We start from the raw sequence: 15913 nt of genomic DNA on the forward strand, positions 1-15913 counted from the left end.
GGCGGCGGTAGGCTCGGACGGTGGCCGTCGCAGCCTTCGATACGTCCGAGCCCGCCGCCGAACGCCGGCGGCGAGGCAAGCATCTGCGTGCCCGGATCCCGCGCGGGGCGCACGGTTCATGGGAGCCGTCCTCGTGTCGGCCCGATCCGGTGTCGATCCTCGACCGGCAGAACGCGAATCGGATTCCAGAACTGGTTCCGCTCAGATTCGAGCGAATGTTGGCCTCGCCGTTCACCTTCCTGCGTGGTTCGGCTGCCATCATGGCGTGGGATCTGGCGCACTGCGCACGAACTGACCTGACGGTGATGGCGAGCGGGGATGCCCACCTCGCGAACTTCGGTCTGTTCGCAGGCCCGGACCGGCGGCTCGTGTTCGACCTCAACGATTTCGACGAGGTGCATCGCGGGCCCTTCGAATGGGACCTCAAGCGGCTGGCGACCTCGGTGCTGGTGGCGGCGACCACGAACGGTCACAGTGCGTCGGATGCGCGTGCCGCGGCACTGATCGTGGGTGCCGCATACCGGGAGACGATCCGTCACGCGGCGCAGATGCCCGCGCTGGACGTCTGGTATCTGCGGATCGAGGCGGACGCGATGTTGGCCGGGCTGCGGGATCGGATCACCGCTCGTCAGGTCGGGGCGGCCGAGGCAGTGATGGCCAAGGCGGAGAGGCGAACTCAGCTCGGTTCGCTCAAGCGGTTCGCCAGGTACGAGAACGGCCGGTTCCTCATCAAGGACGAGCCACCCCTGATCACCCGGCTCCCGCACGAGCGGCATGCGGAGGTGACGGATCTGCTCCGGGCTTCCTTCGAGCGCTATCTCGGGACCCTTGCGGGGGATCGGCGGGAACTGGTGGAGCGCTACCGATTCCAGGACATCGCCAGCAAGGTCGTCGGGGTCGGATCGGTAGGCATGCTCGGCTTCATGGCGCTGTTCGTGGGCGAGAGCGCCCAGGACCCGCTGTTCCTGCAGATCAAGGAGGCGCAGCCGTCGGTGCTTGCGCCGTACGTTCCCGGTTCGCCGCACCGTGACCAGGGCAGGCGGGTGGTCGAGGGGCAGCGGCTGATCCAGAGCGCGAGCGACCCGTTCCTCGGATGGTTTAGCGGGCCCGGTCCGTTCGGCCGCGACTTCTATGTCCGGCAGTTGCGGGACAAGAAGGGCTCCTTCAGCATCGCGGCGATGGACCCGTCCGGGCTGCGGGCGTACGCGCGGCTGTGTGCGATTGCGCTGGCCAGAGCCCACGCCCGCACCGGTGATCCGGCCGCGATTGCCGGATACCTGGGCAACGGAGCCGTTTTCGATGAGGCCATCGCGGACTTCGCGGTGGTCTACGGCGAGCAGAACCGGCTGGACTACGAGGAAGTGCGGCGTTGCCGCAGTAGCGCGGTCACGGAGACCTGAGGCCCCGTGACCGCACCACTGCGCCGCAGACGCATCACCAGATGCGGACGCGGCGCTCGGGTTCGAGGTAGAGCGCGTCATCGGGCGTCACGTCGAACGCTTCGTGGAAGCTGTCGAGGTTGCGCACCACGCCGTTGCAGCGGAACTCCGGCGGCGAGTGCGGGTCGACGGCGAGGCGGCGGATGGCCTCCTCGTTCCTGGCCTTGGTTCGCCACACCTGCGCCCAGCCGAAGAAGACGCGCTGGAGGCCGGTCAGCCCGTCGAGGGTGGGAGAGTCCTTGCCGTCCATCGCGATCCGGTACGCCTCGACCGCGATGGACAGGCCTCCGAGGTCGCCGATGTTCTCACCGATGGTGAACTCGCCGTTGACCTTGTGGCCCGGCAACGCCTTCGGCTCGAACTCGTTGTACTGCTCGATCAGCGCCTTGGTGCGCTTGCCGAACTCGGTGCGGTCGCTGTCCGTCCACCAGTCGATCATGTTGCCGTCGCCGTCGTACTTGGCGCCCTGGTCGTCGAAGCCGTGCCCGATCTCGTGTCCGATGACCGCACCGATTCCGCCGTAGTTCGCCGCGTCGTCCGCGGCGGCGTCGAAGAACGGCGGCTGCAGAATCGCTGCGGGGAAGACGATCTCGTTCATTCCCGGGTTGTAATAGGCGTTGACCGTCTGGGGGGTCATGAACCACTCGTCGCGATCCACCGGTCCGCCGAGCTTGGCCAGGTCGCGGTCGTGATCGGCGGCGTACCCGCGACGGTAGTTGCCGACCAGGTCGTCCGCGGTGATGACCAAACCGGAGTAGTCCCTCCACTTGTCGGGGTAGCCGATCTTCGGGGTGAACTTCTCCAGCTTGGCCAGCGCCGCGCTCCGAGTGTCCGGGCTCATCCACTCCAGCTCGGAGATGTTGCGGCGGTACGCCTCCTGCAGGTTCGCGACCAGCTCCTGCATCCGGGCCTTTGCCTCTGCGGGGAAATGCCGCTCGACGTAGAGCTTGCCGACGGACTCGCCGAGCAGGTCCTGCACCAGTGAGACGCCGCGCTTCCAGCGTTCGCGGTTCTCCTCGGTACCGGACAGGGTGGTGCCGTAGAACGCGAAGTCCTCCGCGACCAGGTCCGCGGTCAGGTATTCGGCCCGCGAGTGGATCACCTTCCAGGCAGCCCACGCCTTCCACTCGGAGAGGGGGCGCTGCGTCCAGAGTGCGGTCAGCGCGGTCAGGAAGCTGGGCTGGCGGACCACCAGCTCCGCGAAGGTATCAGGTGTGCCGCCGAGGCCGGACACCCAAGCGGCCCAGTCGAATCCATCATTCTCGGCGGACAGGTCGGCCATGGTGACCAGGTTGTAGCTGAGTTCGGCGTCGCGCCTGCGCACCACGTCCCAGTGGCCGGCGGCGATCTGGGTCTCCAGGTCGAGGATCGTCTGCGCGTCGGTGACCGGGTCGGGCCTGCCTGCGAGGGTGAGCATCTTCTGCACGTGGTCGAGGTAGGCAGCGCGGGTCTCGGCGTAGGAATCCTCGCGGTAGTAGGACTCGTCGGGCAGCCCGATCCCGGACTGGGTCAGGTGCACGAGGTAGCGCGTGGAGTCCTTGGCATCGGTGTCGACGTAGTTTCCGATCGCCCCGGAGACGCCGGTGCGCTGCAGCTCACCGAGCAGTCCCGCGAGCGCGGACAGGTCGCTCACCGCGTCGATCGCGGCGAGCTCGCCCGCGATCGGTTCCAGCCCGGCCCGCTCGACGGCGTCGGCGTCCATGAACGAGCTGTAGAGGTCGCCGATGCGCTGCGAATCGGTGCCCTCCGCGCCGCGGGCCTCCGCGGACTCGGTGATGATCGCCCGCACGTCGACCTCGGCCTGGTCGTAGAGCGTGCGGAAGGCACCGTCCACCGCTCGGTCGGCGGGGATCACGTAGTCGTCCAGCCATTTGCCGTTGACATGGACGAACAGGTCGTCCTGCGCGCGGATGCCCTGGTCGAGGTGGGTGAGGTCGATTCCGGAAGCGGGCGTCGTCATGCCTCTATTTCTACCGCGACCCCGCCGACCGTGCGTGAGTTGTACCCAGGTGGGGTGAAACACGCGCACGGGTGCGCGGCGCTACACCCCGATGTTGATGGCGCCGAGGTATCCGTCTCCGTCCCGGACGGCCGTCACCATGCCGGACTCATCGAAGATGCCGTCGCCTGCGTTGTCGACGTTGTTCTCCCGCCCGGTGTGCTCGTTGTAGGGCGCCGACGCGTTCACCTCGTCGATGAGCGCCTCCTCGAAGGAGAGCTGCGAGGTGAGCACGGTGGCCTTGTCCACGTGCACCTTGAGGTGGATGTGCGTGGTGCGGCCCTGGTACCAGCCGGGGAAGATCGTGGTGAACCTCGCGATGCCGTCGGCGTCGGTGGTCTGCGCTCCGCGCAGGTAGGTGCCGTCGTCGGTGGTGGCCGACTCGCTGTCACCCTTGCTGTACGAGCCGTCGGAGTAGTCCGTCGCGTTGCCGCCGGGACCGCCGGGAACACTCCCACCCGCCCCGTCGGCTGACGCGGGCGCGGCTGCGCTCGATGTCCTCGTTCACGTTGATCTCCGCTCGGTGTAGATGGTTTTCCCATCGTCGACCGGGTGGCTGTGAGCACCCTGGCAGCGGGCTGCGAGGTGCCTGGGTGCCGGTTGCGATCAGCGCGGCGGGACCATGGTCGGCGCCTCGAACGTGACCGAGAAACGATCCTCGAGGTTGCTGCGGAACTCGTCCTCGCACCGCTGCTGGGCGGCCCGGTTGTTACCCGCGTCCCGCATACAGTCGACGAAGTCCCTGCCGCCGACATGGTTGAACAGACCGACCCCGACCACGACCAGGACGATCGAGATGATCAGCCCGGCGAGGCCGAGCAGGATGCCCGCGAGGGACACCCCGCCGTTGGTGGCCTGCCGCTTCTTGTACAGCGATCGGCCCACGAGGCCGACGATGATCGCGACGGCCCCGAGCAGGATGCCGCCGATGATGGTCCACACGGTCAGCACCGAGAAGATGCCGAGGACGAGCGCGGTGATGCCCGCGCCGTTGCGGGGCTGCGCGGGCGGCTGTGGGTACGGCTGCGCCGCATACGGCTGACCTGGGTAGGGCTGACCCGGGTACGGCTGACCCGGATAGGGCTGACCGGGGTACGGCGGCTGGCCCGGGTACTGGGGTCCGCCGCCCTGCGGCTGACCGGGGTACGGCGGCTGGCCCTGCGGCGGACCGGGGTACGGCGGCTGGCCTTCCGGCGGCGGGGTTCCCTCCGGGGGGTTCGGCGGCCGCTGGTCTTCCGGCGGCGGGGTTCCGTTCGGCGGCTGATTCGTCATCGTCTCTCCTCGGATTCACCCATGGGCACCGGAAAAGCCAAGTCACCCGCAGACTAGTCGTGTTGGAGGTTCGATAGACCGTATTGCCGCGACCCCGGTCAGCGCAGCTGGACGCTGGCCGCCGCCCGCGCGAGCAAGCGTCCGGAGGGATCGACGAGTCGCGACTCGATCAGCGCCAGCCGCCGCCCGGCCCGGAGTACCTCGGCCTCGGCGCGGATCGGAGGGCCGTCGGACGCGGGGGAACGGACGAAGTCGATCCTCAGGTCGAGCGCCTCGTAGCTCTGACCGGGGGCGGTGAGGGTCTGTGCGGCCAGACCCGTGATCAGGTCGGCCGCGGTGATGAGCACCCCGCCCTGAATGGATCCGAGCGGGTTGCTCATCCAGCTCCGCGGCGCGAACTCGCCGATCACGCGCCCCCGGGCGACCTCGGTCAGCCCCATGCCCAGCAGTCCGGCGAGCGGGCCCCGTGCCAGCGCGCCGCGTCCGATGCTCTCCACGATCTCCAGCCCGGGGCGGTCGGCGAGCTCGGCGGCGTCCGCGACCGGTTCGGCGGCCTCGACGGGCAGGGCGTCACCCCGGAGCACGGCCTCGGCGTTGGCGGCCTCTCGGGTGACCACCATCCCGCGGGTCTGCAACGCCACGAGCACCTCGCCGTCGGGTCCGCGCATGTCGCCGGTGGCCAGTCCGGTGCCCGCCGCGCTGTCGATCCGGACCGCCTTGCCCCTCGCCTCGATGGTGCCGGTCGGGGGCAGTGGGCCGGCGAGCGCGGCCACCACCTGTGACAACACGACCTGGGTTCCCTCGGGGACCGCGTTCCCGATCGCACGGCCTGGCACGTTGTCGGCCAGCACCCCGATCGACCCGAGGATCGTCCGACCGCGATGATCGTGGAACCGCGGGCCGACTTCCTGTCGGAACCGGATCAGGCCGGGGGCGAGTTCGACGGCCTGCACGCCCATCAGCTCGTTGAGCCGGTCGAGCCGCTGGTTCTCCGTGGTGGTCATGCGTCTTCTCTATCACCGGGGCCGCGACGATCGGCCGCGCGGTCCCGGTGAGCGGCCTGCACCGACCGGCGCGCCGATCAGCCGCCGAGGCGGCCGTGCATCTCCCAGACCAGCACCTCGGCCGGGGCGTCGGCGGACAATCGCTGACCGCCCGACGCGGTGAGCCGGACCGCGTCACCCTCGGACAGGATCCCCGCGCCCTCCAGTGACACCTCGCCCTGGGCGACGAAAAGATGCAGGTAGGGGGCCTCGGGGAGCTGTACGGAGCCGCCCGGCTGCAGGCGCGCCACATGCAGCGCGGCGCCCCGGTTCGCGATCGTGATGGCCGACTGGTTGCGGTGTGCGGGCATGCCGGAGGCCACCGGTACCAGCCCGCCGCGCATCAGCTCGTCGTCGATCTCGAGTTGCTCGTAGCCGGGGCTGATGCCCGGCTCGTCGGGCAGCACCCACATCTGGATGAATCGAACCGGCTCGGCGTGCTCGTCGTGCTGGGATCCGGCCAGGCGCCAGGAGTCGTTCTTCTCCGAGTGCAGGATGCCGGTGCCGGCGCTCATCCGCTGAGCCAGGCCCGGGTAGATGACGCCGGAATGCCCGATCGAGTCCTGATGCACCAGCGATCCCCGCAGCACCCAGGTGACGATCTCCATGTCCCGGTGCGGATGGGTGTCGAAGCCCTGGCCCGGCATCACGATGTCGTCGTTATTGACCATCAGTACGCCGTGATGGGTGTTGTCCGGGTCGTAGTGCTGCCCGAACGAGAAGGAGTGCTTCGAGTCGAGCCAGGAGATCCGGGTCTTCATCCGATCGCCCGCGCGGTGGATGTCGACGTGCGGTGTGGTGGGTGCCGTCATGGGCGTCCTCCTTTGTGGTGCTTCGGGTTTCCAGAGTACGAGGGCGTCAAGGACACGGTGCACAGTTGTCGGCTCCGATGCGGGACCGTTGCACGACGGACCCGTTTCGGTGGGCGCGAACCGGGACGTCGATCATGCTCGATCTCCTTGAAAAGTGTTGCTGTCAACCCTGTTCCGCGGTCCTTGTCGCGGACTCACCTGAGCGCGGCATGCATCTCCCAGATCAGCAGCTCGGTGGATTCGGCCGCGGTGTACTGCTGGCCGCCGATCCCGGTGAGCCGCAATGAATCCCCTTGGTCGGGCGGCCGAACCCTTCGGTATCGCCGGATCCGCGCGCGACGAACACGTGGACGTACGGCGCGTCCGGCACTGTTACCGACTGTCCAGTTCGCAATCTGGCGGCGTGTAGCCCCGCGTGCCGGTTGTTCAGCCCGATCGCGGCGTGATCGCGGTGCCGGGGCAGCCCCGACGCCACCGCGACCAGCCGGCCGCTGTCGAGCTCCGCGTCGATGGGTAGTTCCTGGTAGCTCGGCTCGATGCCGAACTCGTCCGGCGGGATCCACATCTGCACCACGTGCACCGGCTCGGTGCCCCGGGTGCCGTCCGCCCGCCAGCGGTCGTTGCGCTCGGAGTGCAGGATGCCGCGGCCCGCGCTCATCCGCTGCGCGAGTCCGGGTGGGGGTACCCCCTGCACGGAGTGCTTGGGGGAGGACCACCCCCGGGTGCCCCTCGGAGTCCTGGTGGACCAGGGATCCGCTGAGCACCCAGGTGACGATCTCCGCGTCCCGGTGCTGGTGCATGTCGAATCCGGACCCGGCGTCGACGATGTCCTCGTTGTTGACAGCCAGCAGCCCGTGCGCGTTCGCGGCCAGGTCGAAGTTGCCCGCGAAGGGGAAGCTCTCCAGGACTCGAGCCAGCCGTAGCGCTGGTGCGCGCGGTCGCCCGCGCGTTGGACCGCCATCGACGACATCGCTATGCCAGCGTCTCGTGGGCGGCGGGGATCGAGCCCAGCCGTCCGGCCTGAAAGTCCTCGAACGCCTGGATGACCTCCGCCTTGGTGTTCATCACGAACGGCCCGGCCATCGCGACGGGTTCGCGGATCGGCTTGCCGCCGAGGATGAAGACCTCGAGGGACTCGGTCCGGGAGTCCTGGGTGTCCGCGGCCGCGACGGTCAGCGTGTCGCCGCGCCCGAACACCGTGGTCTGGCCCATCCGCACCGGCCTGCGCTCGGCGCCGACCGTGCCCTCGCCCGCGAGGACGTACGCGAGCGCGTTGAACTCGGGGTTCCAGGGCAGGTTCAGTCGCGCGCCCGGGGCGATGGTCGCGTGCACCAGGCTGATCGGGGTGTAGGTGGAGCCGGGGCCCTGGTGGCCGTCGACCTCGCCCGCGATGACGCGGACCAGGGCGCCGCCGTCCGGCGAGGACAGCAGCGCGACCTTGTTGCCGGTGATGTCCTGGTAGCGGGGCGCGGCCATCTTGTTGTCGCGGGGCAGGTTCACCCACAGCTGCACGCCGTGGAACAGGCCCCCGCTGATCACGAGGTGTTCGGGTGGGGTCTCGATGTGCAGGATGCCGCCACCCGCGGTCATCCACTGGGTGTCGCCGCCGCCGATCGTGCCGCCGCCACCGTTGGAGTCCTGGTGCTCCATGATCCCGTCGATCATGTAGGTGACGGTCTCGAAGCCGCGGTGCGGGTGCCACGGGGTGCCCTTGGGCTCACCGGGCGCGTAGTTCACCTCGCCCATCTGGTCCATGTGGATGAACGGGTCGAGGTGCTTGAGGTCGACGCCGGCGAACGCGCGGCGCACCGGGAAGCCCTCGCCCTCGTAGCCGACGGGGGCGGTGGTCACCGCCAGCACCGGCCTTGCGGCGGATTCGGGCGCGGTCTCGGTGATGCGGGGCAGGGCGAGGATGTTGTCGACGGTCACGGCAGGCATGGGGTGCTCCTCCGACTCAGTTAGTTGACTGTTCAACTAGTGCATCTGACTCAACACCCGCGGGGTGGAGGTATTCCCGGCGCGGCCGTCCGCCGCGCGAGCCGGTCAGGAGGCCTGCCGGACGGCAAACACCGGGAACCGGCCGTCCTCCGCTGTGGGCCGGAACTCGACGCGGACGTCCCGGTCGGTTCCTGCCGGGACCTCGCCGTCGATCCACGTGTAGATCCGCGGGCCGTCGTCGAGCTCGACGATCCCGACGGCCGAGGGCGCGGAGTCCCCGCGCGCCTCGTCCGGCCGATGGTCGGCCACCTTCCACGACACGATCGACCCGGCGCCGGAGGACGGTACCGAGCGGAGTTCGGAGCCCTGGCAGGACGGGCAGGATGCCATCAGCGGCGCGAGCAGTGCTGCGCAGCGCACGCAGCGATTGATCATCAGCGAGGACGGGTGGGCCTGCGCCGTGCCCTGCGCGGTCATGCCGCGACCCTCGGCGGCCACGCCAGCACGGTCCTCATGGCGTGTCCGAAGCCGTGCGGGTCGCCGACCGGCCATTCATGGGAGCCGGCGACCGTGAACACCGGCGGACGACGAAGCGCCGTGCGCAGCGACTCGAGGCCTGCCCTCGGGATCACCTGATCGCCGCGAGCCCAGAGCAGCGTCACCGGAAGACCGCGTTCCGCCAGGCGGTCGAGTTGGAGTGTCTGGTCGCCGCCGCCGGTCGTGGCGCGCCATTCGTGCGGCAGTCCCGCCCGGATCGCGTGCCCGTTCTCCGCGGCGCGGGGGCCGACGCCGCCGCCGATCGAGTTGACAAGAACGAGGCGGGCCACGTGGTCGGGGAGGTCGTGGGCGGTCTGGATGGCGACGCCGCCACCGAAGGAGTGCCCGACGAGGGTGACCGGTTCGTTGACGCCGACGGAGTCGATGAATCGGCCCAGCCACCGGGCGTGACCGGCGGGGTGCCGCTCACCGCATGGGAGCTCGGCCGTCCCGCCGAACCCCGGGAGCGAGGGCGCGAACACGCGCGAGCCGTTGCGGGCGAGCCGTTCCAGTGACTGCCGGTACGTGCGATGGCTCGAGCCCCATCCGTGCAGGAAGACCAGCGGCGGGCCCTCGCCCGCGACGCCGTAGGCGAGGGAACGCCCGTCGAGCTCGGAGTCCAGCGAGGTCAGTGTGGGGCGCGGATCGGGATGGAGGATGCGCGGGGGCGGGGGCTGGTGGTGCGTCATCGGAACCTCGACGTGCTCGGCAGTGGTGTGGATCACACTGTTCCCTCGGGCGGCCCGCGGGACCACGGTGGAAACACGGGGGCACGTACCTGTTTCTCGTGGCGCACGGCGCGGCGACGCGAAACCCGCCGGTTCCCCCGTGGGGATCGGCCATAGTGGGTGCGTGGCCGCCAAACGAACACGCACCGTCGCCGCGGCACTGGCGGTGTCCGCCGTCGGACTGCTCGCCGCCGGCTGCACAGATGGGTCTGACGCGCAGGCGGGGACCGGTGCTCCCCCGGGGATCAGCACCCAGGCCACCGGGAAGGTCAGCGGGACGCCGGACACCATGAGCGTGGTGCTCGGCGTGCAGACGCAGGCACCGGACGCGGCCGGCGCCCTCCAGGACAACGCGAACAGGGCGAACGCCCTCATCGACACCCTGAAGGAGAAGGGGGTGCGGGCGGAGGACATCCAGACCAGCGGGCTGTCCGTGCAGCCGACATATGACCCGAACTCCTCGGCGATCACCGGCTATCAGGTGACGAACCAGGTGACCGCGACCGTGCACGATGTCAGCGCGGCGGGCGGGCTGATCGACGCCGCCGCGGCCGCGGCGGGCGATGCCGTCCGGGTCCAGCAGACCTCCTTCTCCATCGCCGACGACAGCGACCTGCGCGCGCAGGCCAGGGCCGACGCGGTGCAGCAGGCGCAGGCCCAGGCGAGGCAGATCGCGGAGGCCGCCGGGGTCGGCCTCGGCGAGGTCCGCTCGATCACCGAGGTGCCCGCCACCGGGCCGGCCCCGTACCCCGGAGCCGCCTTCGACCGAGCCCCCTCGACGCCGATCGAGCCGGGCAGCCAGGAGCTCACGGTGTCGGTCGCGGTCGTCTACGACGTCGGCTGAGCGCCCTTTCCTCACAGTCTTCTCACACTCGCGCCACCCTGGTGCCAGAGACTGCCTGTACGGTCCGGGCCTATGGTTGCCGCACATGCGAGTTCGAGACGTGGGCCGTGGGTGATCGCCTCGGTGACGGCGCTCCTCGCCGCCGCCGTCGGGGTCTATTTCCTGGTTGCACCGGAGGGGGAGTCGACGCGAACCGTCGCGATCGTCAACGAGGACGCGGGCGCGGTAGTCGACGGCAAGCCGATGAATGCGGGCGACCAGGTCGTCGCGGCACTGCAGGAATCGGGTGACTTCGAATGGGCGACGGTATCGGCCGATGAGGGATCGGCCGACACGTACCTGGCTTCCGTCACGATCCCGGCGGATTTCTCCGACTCGGTGAACTCGCTCTCCACCAATGCGCCCCGGCAGGCGGAACTCGCGGTGCACTACAACGGCGACGGCTCGCCGGCGGACACGGAGTCGATGTCGGCGTTGATGGCGACCGTCTCGGATCAGACCGGGGCGCAGGGCATCAAGGACGTCCTGGCCGGGATCGCCTCGGCACGGGCGCAGTTGCAGCAGACGCTCTTGCCGTCCCAGCTGCTGACGGCCGCGACCACCGCCGCGGACAAGCAGGTCCAGCAGCTGCTCGGTCAGGCCGACCAGGTGTTGCCGCTCCTGGCCACGGCGAACGACGGCGCCAACCAGCTCGTCGACGTCGCCGGGCAGGTCTCGACGATGGTGGACGGCGCTGTGGGCCCCGCGACCGAGGTGTCCGGTCGATTGACCGAACTCGGCGTCACCCTCGGTGACGTCACCCGCTCCACCCAGCAGCTACAAGGCGGTCTCGACGCCGCGGCCGCGGCCCTGCGTGCCACCGGGCTCCAGCCCGAGATGGTGCGGACGCTGGAGCAGACCAAGACCGATCTCGCGCTGGTGTCCGGTCAGCTGACGGCGATCACCGGGCTGCTGAGCGCCGACGCCGGGCCCGACACCGACCTGGGCGGCGCGCTGCGCAGCGGGCTCGGCCAGCTGCAGGACGTGTCCGCGCAGCTCACCGATGCCGGCAACCAGCTCCAGGCCGGGATCGGCCCCATCGCGGAGCAGGCGCCCGCGCTGCTGGGTACCACCAAGGACCAGATCCTCACCGGCGTCAGCCAGCTCAAGTCCGTTTCGACGCAGATCGGGGAGCAGCTGACGAAGGGGGTCAACTCGATTCCCGCCCGCAATGCCGCGCAGCAGGATCGGATCTCGACCGTGCTCAGCGCGCCGGTCGCGGTGGTCCAGACAAGCGGATCCGACGGCGCGGTCGAACTGTTCACCGCCAGGAACCTCGCGATCTTGTTCGCGGCGACCACCGCGGCGCTCGCGGGTGCGCTGGTGTGGTCGCTGCGGCGGCGCCCGTCGGGTCCGGCGGCCTGACAGGCGCGGCTCAGTTCTGCCGAGCCAAACGGGCCGGGTCGGATTCGAGCGCGGACCGGTCCCAGTTGCCCAGCGACGCGGCGGCCTCGTAGGTGCTCTGCAGGAACTCCATCAGCGCGGCGTCCGGGTCGGCGGCGGTGCGTACGGCCTCGTACGGCAGCACGAACTCGCCCAGCTCGGCGCTGTAGCGCGCCTGAGCGGGGCCGACCGGATGGTCGGCGAAACCGTCCGGCGCCGGGTAGGCGTAGGAGTAGAAGCCGCCCTCCTCGCCGCCGCCGGGCCAGAACCCGCAGCTGCTCAGCTCGCGGGAATAGCCCTCGACCATCACCCAGTCCGCACAGTTCGGGGCCCCGCCGGGGTGGACGGGCGCGCCGCGCCCGGAGAACCGGGTGCAGGCCAGATCCATCGCGCCCCAGAAGAAGTGCACCGGCGAGCACTTGCCGACGAAGTGTGAGCGGAACCGGGTCAGCACCCGGTCGGCCTGGACCAGCTGTCGCCAGAACAGGTTCGCGGCCGCGGCGTCGTACGAGGCGTGGACCTCGTCCTCCGCGAAGGGGATCGCCGTCACGACCTCGTTGGGGGCGGCCTGGATCCGCACCTCGACCCCCAGTTCCCCGAGTGCCGCCACGGTCTGGGCGTAGAACTCGGCCACCGACTTCGGCTCGAGCGCGATCCGGCGCGCACCGCCGTCACTGGTGCGCATGCGCAGCTCGTGGTCGCAGAAGTCGAACTCGATCTCGAGGAGCCGGGAGCCGCACGGGATGGCCGAGGTGGTCAGCCCCCTGGCGGTGACGTACAGCGTCACCTGCCACCAGTGGTTGAGCAGCGGCGCGTGCTGGAGCCGGATCTTCCCGACGATCTGCGTCCACATGTGCAGGGTGTCGCGGGTGTCGGTCCAGTCGTCGAGGCGCAGCGCGGGCCACGCGTCGGTCGCCGTCGTCTCGGTCATCGTGGCTCCCTCGGTGAATGCTCCCCGGAATCGTCGATGCCCATCCGAGTCTGCCACCGAGTGCCCCGCGCCCGAAGTCTTCTCGCGGTTGCCGTGGCCCACGCGGCGCCTCGCTGCGTTGTCGGAGTCCCAGGTAGAACCCCGCTACCTGGGACTCCTCCGCCTGGCGATGCATCCACGTGGATCCCCGGCAACCATCGATGGACTTCGGGCACGAGACACTAGACTCGGATCCGTGGCCCACACCGAGTCCTCGTTCACCAGCAAATACGGCACCCGGATCGACTACGACGTCTGGACGCCGGACGGCGAGCCGCGCGCGGTCCTGGTTCTCGCGCACGGATTCGGTGAGCACGCCCGCCGCTACGACCATGTCGTCGAACGCCTGCTGGGACTGGGCCTAGTGGTGTACGCGCCCGACCATCGCGGTCACGGTCGCTCGGGCGGCAAGCGCGTCGAGCTCAAGGACTGGTCGGACTTCACCGATGACCTGGGGCGGCTGTTCGGGATCGCAACCGCCGAGCATCCCGGGCTCGACCGGTACCTGCTCGGCCACAGCATGGGTGGCGCGATCGCGCTGACCTACGCGCTCGATCACCCCGGCGACCTGGCCGGGCTGATCCTGTCCGCCCCGGCGGTGGACGTGACGACCGGGGTGCCCAAGGTGGTGGTCGAGGTCGGCAAATTCCTCGGTCGGTACGCGCCGCGGGTACCCGTCGAGTCGCTGGACGCCAATCTGGTCTCCCGTGATCCTGCGGTGGTGGCCGCCTACAACTCCGACCCGCTGGTGCACCACGGCAGGGTTCCCGCCGGTATCGCCCGCGGGATGATCGTCAATGCCGAGTCGCTGCCCAACCGGCTGCCGACACTGCAGGTTCCGTTGCTGCTGCTGCACGGCAGCGAGGACGGGCTGGCGAACGTGAACGGCAGCCGGATGATCGCGGACATCGTTGGCTCCCAGGATCTGACGTACACCGAGTACGACGGCCTGTTCCACGAGGTGTTCAACGAGCCGGAGCGAGAGCAGGTGCTCGACGACGTGGTCGAGTGGCTGGGCTCGCGCCTCAAGGGATGAGAGCCGTGGTCACCGGCGCAGGGGCACTCCGGAGTCGGATGCCAGGTACCCCACCCTGCGCTGCACGGCCGCGATCTCGCGCACGCCGTCGCCGAGCAGACTCCGGTTCAGGGGCGACAGCTCCGGCATGGTGACGATGTCGCCAGGGGCGAGACCCGCGGTGATCTGATCCACCTGGTGGGTCAACCGCAGCCGCTGGAGCAGCGTGAACACCTCGGTGAGGATCGTCGTATCCCGTTCTGTGAGTAGGCCGTTCCCCGCCGCGGCCCGCAACCGACCCGGCGTCGAGGCGGCGGTGACCCCCACTGTCATGCCACCCCACCGGGCGAGGTTGACGATCGGTGTCAGCGCGTGTGTCTTGAGGTCGAAGGTGCCCCCGCGTCGCGAGAGCACGTCCCGGAGCGAGCGGGTGCGTGCGCGCCCGGCCAACGCATCACGCAGCTGCAGTCGCAGGGCGTCGGGATGGTCGGTCCGCATGTTCCGGTAGGCCGTCGGGACGGTGTGCAGCGAGCGCTCACCCCACACCACGCGCCCGTCGAGCAGCAGCGCCGACATGACGAGCCCGCGGTCCTGCAGTGGATCGTCCAACCACCGTGCCGCGGTGCGGCGCCAGTCGGCGACCGACCGCGCGAACCTCGGTGTGCTCGCGACCGCACCGTTCGCGTCGGCGGGAAGCCCGCAGTCGTCGAGGATGGCATGCACGGTCGCCGCCATCCCCATGAGACGTCCCGACTGGGGAGACAACTCGGGCACCCAGGACTGTGCGCTCTCGATGTCGGATGACGGCATCGCCTCGCGACGCGCGATGCTGCCGAGCGAGAGCCAGGCGAACCCCATCCGCGGCAGGTCCTCGTCGTCCGCCAATGCGAACTCCACCGCGCGTCGAACGACGCTGTCGATGACCACCGAGAGGATCCCGCTGGTCGCCGATGCCTCGGTGCCGCCGCGGAACAGGTCCACCACCAGATCGGGGATCCCAGAGCAGACTTCTTGCAGCGCAGCGGGGCTCGGTGACAGCGCGATCGATCGGCGCAGCACAAAACTCTTGCGGGTGGCCGCGGCGAGCAGGTCCGCCTCCTCGAGGACACCCAACACCGCGCCACGGATCGTGAGTACCGGCATGTGCCGTAGGCCGCTCTCGAGCATGTCCATCAACACGGTGGCGGCCAACCTGTCCTCCGTGACGGTCTGGGCAGGCGTACTCATCACCTCCGCCACCGGGGTGCTCAGGTCCACCCCGGCGGCCACCACCTTGGTCCTCAGGTCCCGGTCCGTGAAGATCCCGAGGTCGCCACCCGGCAACGGGATCAGGATGTATGAGCTGCGGCGTTCGCTCATCTGCCGGACGGCGTCGCGCACGGAGGTCCCCGGCGTGGTGAGGACCGGTTCGCCCCGCACCAGATCGCCAACGGCGCGTCGGGACGGGATCTGTTCGACCGGTACGGGAGTCGCGCCGGTGGCCTTCTCCGCAGCCTCCGCGAGGAAGGCCAGGCCTGCGGGCCTGGCGAACAGCGGCCGCACGAGCTCCCCCGGCAGGCGGTACACCGTGGTGGGTTGGCTCGCCCTGGCGGTGAAGGCGACGTCGGAGCCGGTGAGTAGCGCCGAGTAGCCGAACACGCCACCCGGATAGACGGTGTCCATGGGGACACCGGTGATCCCGTCGTCGTGCGGGTGCAGAAGCGTGACCTGTCCGCTCCGCACCACCCAGATCACATCAGCTGGCCGCTGTATCGAGCCGAGAATCACTGCACCCGTTGGATATTCATCGAGAACGGCCGCTCCCGCCAATTCGCTGAGCTCACCCGGCGTCAGGTACTGGAACGGTGGGTGTTTCGAGAGGAAGGTCGCGGTGTCGAGCTGGAGGTCCACGCCG

General features: G+C 69.7%; 13 protein-coding genes and 2 pseudogenes. 4 read left to right on the top strand and 11 right to left on the bottom strand.

The genetic code is table 11. From position 1 onward, the window contains the following. Positions 1-20: 20 nt before the first annotated feature. Positions 21-1400, top strand: coding sequence for a DUF2252 domain-containing protein (locus C8K38_RS23460; protein WP_097213794.1), 1380 nt, complete (start codon positions 21-23; stop codon positions 1398-1400). 34 nt (positions 1401-1434) lie between these two features. On the opposite strand, the gene C8K38_RS23465 is transcribed toward C8K38_RS23460, so the two are convergent. The 9 genes and pseudogenes from C8K38_RS23465 to C8K38_RS23505 all read right to left on the bottom strand — a co-directional run bounded on the left by C8K38_RS23465 (position 1435) and on the right by C8K38_RS23505 (position 9765). Then, on the bottom strand, positions 1435-3399 hold the full coding sequence (locus tag C8K38_RS23465; protein WP_097213795.1) for a M13 family metallopeptidase: 1965 nt from the start codon (positions 3397-3399) through the stop codon (positions 1435-1437). A gap of 81 nt (positions 3400-3480) precedes the next feature. Continuing rightward, a pseudogene (locus tag C8K38_RS28150) lies at positions 3481-3909 on the bottom strand (protocatechuate dioxygenase); the annotation flags it as partial. Positions 3910-4044: 135 nt separating this feature from the next. Next, the gene (locus tag C8K38_RS23475; protein WP_097213796.1) at positions 4045-4710 is read right to left on the bottom strand and encodes a DUF4190 domain-containing protein; all 666 of its coding nucleotides are present in this window, start codon (positions 4708-4710) and stop codon (positions 4045-4047) included. Positions 4711-4808: 98 nt separating this feature from the next. Then, the gene (locus C8K38_RS23480; protein WP_097213797.1) at positions 4809-5714 is read right to left on the bottom strand and encodes a PaaI family thioesterase; all 906 of its coding nucleotides are present in this window, start codon (positions 5712-5714) and stop codon (positions 4809-4811) included. Between the two features lie 77 nt (positions 5715-5791). Continuing rightward, positions 5792-6565, bottom strand: a complete 774-nt coding sequence (locus tag C8K38_RS23485; protein WP_097213798.1) for a pirin family protein — start codon at positions 6563-6565, stop codon at positions 5792-5794. A gap of 194 nt (positions 6566-6759) precedes the next feature. Next, positions 6760-7535 (bottom strand): annotated as a pseudogene (locus tag C8K38_RS23490) (pirin family protein). Between the two features lie 2 nt (positions 7536-7537). Next, on the bottom strand, positions 7538-8503 hold the full coding sequence (locus C8K38_RS23495; protein WP_097213799.1) for a pirin family protein: 966 nt from the start codon (positions 8501-8503) through the stop codon (positions 7538-7540). A gap of 105 nt (positions 8504-8608) precedes the next feature. Then, positions 8609-9001 carry a Zn-ribbon domain-containing OB-fold protein gene (locus tag C8K38_RS23500; protein ID WP_257017764.1) on the bottom strand — a complete coding sequence of 131 codons (393 nt, stop codon included), beginning with the start codon at positions 8999-9001 and terminating at the stop codon, positions 8609-8611. After that, positions 8977-9765, bottom strand: a complete 789-nt coding sequence (locus tag C8K38_RS23505; RefSeq protein WP_257017765.1) for an alpha/beta fold hydrolase — start codon at positions 9763-9765, stop codon at positions 8977-8979. The genes C8K38_RS23500 and C8K38_RS23505 overlap by 25 nt, the downstream gene beginning before the upstream one ends. A gap of 127 nt (positions 9766-9892) precedes the next feature. Between C8K38_RS23505 and C8K38_RS23510 the strand changes: the two genes are divergently transcribed. Both C8K38_RS23510 and C8K38_RS23515 read left to right on the top strand, forming a co-directional pair. Next, positions 9893-10612 (top strand): SIMPL domain-containing protein, encoded by a 720-nt coding sequence (locus tag C8K38_RS23510; protein WP_257017766.1) that lies wholly within the window; start codon positions 9893-9895, stop codon positions 10610-10612. A 72-nt stretch (positions 10613-10684) separates the two neighbouring features. After that, complete coding sequence (locus C8K38_RS23515; RefSeq protein ID WP_143548512.1) at positions 10685-12016, top strand: YhgE/Pip domain-containing protein; 1332 nt, start codon at positions 10685-10687, stop codon at positions 12014-12016. A gap of 10 nt (positions 12017-12026) precedes the next feature. On the opposite strand, the gene C8K38_RS23520 is transcribed toward C8K38_RS23515, so the two are convergent. Continuing rightward, positions 12027-12965, bottom strand: a complete 939-nt coding sequence (locus C8K38_RS23520; RefSeq protein WP_097213803.1) for a DUF5996 family protein — start codon at positions 12963-12965, stop codon at positions 12027-12029. Between the two features lie 235 nt (positions 12966-13200). Between C8K38_RS23520 and C8K38_RS23525 the strand changes: the two genes are divergently transcribed. Then, positions 13201-14040 carry an alpha/beta hydrolase gene (locus C8K38_RS23525; protein ID WP_257017767.1) on the top strand — a complete coding sequence of 280 codons (840 nt, stop codon included), beginning with the start codon at positions 13201-13203 and terminating at the stop codon, positions 14038-14040. Between the two features lie 9 nt (positions 14041-14049). Here the strand turns inward: C8K38_RS23525 and C8K38_RS23530 are convergent, their stop codons facing one another. Continuing rightward, the gene (locus C8K38_RS23530; protein WP_257017768.1) at positions 14050-15909 is read right to left on the bottom strand and encodes a putative nucleotidyltransferase substrate binding domain-containing protein; all 1860 of its coding nucleotides are present in this window, start codon (positions 15907-15909) and stop codon (positions 14050-14052) included. Positions 15910-15913: the final 4 nt, after the last annotated feature.

The organism is Rhodococcus sp. OK611 (genome assembly GCF_003050885.1).
GTDB classification, from domain to species: domain Bacteria; phylum Actinomycetota; class Actinomycetes; order Mycobacteriales; family Mycobacteriaceae; genus Rhodococcus_G; species Rhodococcus_G oryzae.

What these genes read in the sequence shown, in the direction of transcription:
- C8K38_RS23465 (WP_097213795.1), bottom strand. Translation starts at nt 3,399, where the DNA reads ATGACGACGCCCGCTTCCGGAATCGACCTCACCCACCTCGACCAGGGC.
- C8K38_RS23475 (WP_097213796.1), bottom strand. Translation starts at nt 4,710, where the DNA reads ATGACGAATCAGCCGCCGAACGGAACCCCGCCGCCGGAAGACCAGCGG.
- C8K38_RS23480 (WP_097213797.1), bottom strand. Translation starts at nt 5,714, where the DNA reads ATGACCACCACGGAGAACCAGCGGCTCGACCGGCTCAACGAGCTGATG.
- C8K38_RS23485 (WP_097213798.1), bottom strand. Translation starts at nt 6,565, where the DNA reads ATGACGGCACCCACCACACCGCACGTCGACATCCACCGCGCGGGCGAT.
- C8K38_RS23495 (WP_097213799.1), bottom strand. Translation starts at nt 8,503, where the DNA reads ATGCCTGCCGTGACCGTCGACAACATCCTCGCCCTGCCCCGCATCACC.
- C8K38_RS23515 (WP_143548512.1), top strand. Translation starts at nt 10,685, where the DNA reads ATGGTTGCCGCACATGCGAGTTCGAGACGTGGGCCGTGGGTGATCGCC.
- C8K38_RS23520 (WP_097213803.1), bottom strand. Translation starts at nt 12,965, where the DNA reads ATGACCGAGACGACGGCGACCGACGCGTGGCCCGCGCTGCGCCTCGAC.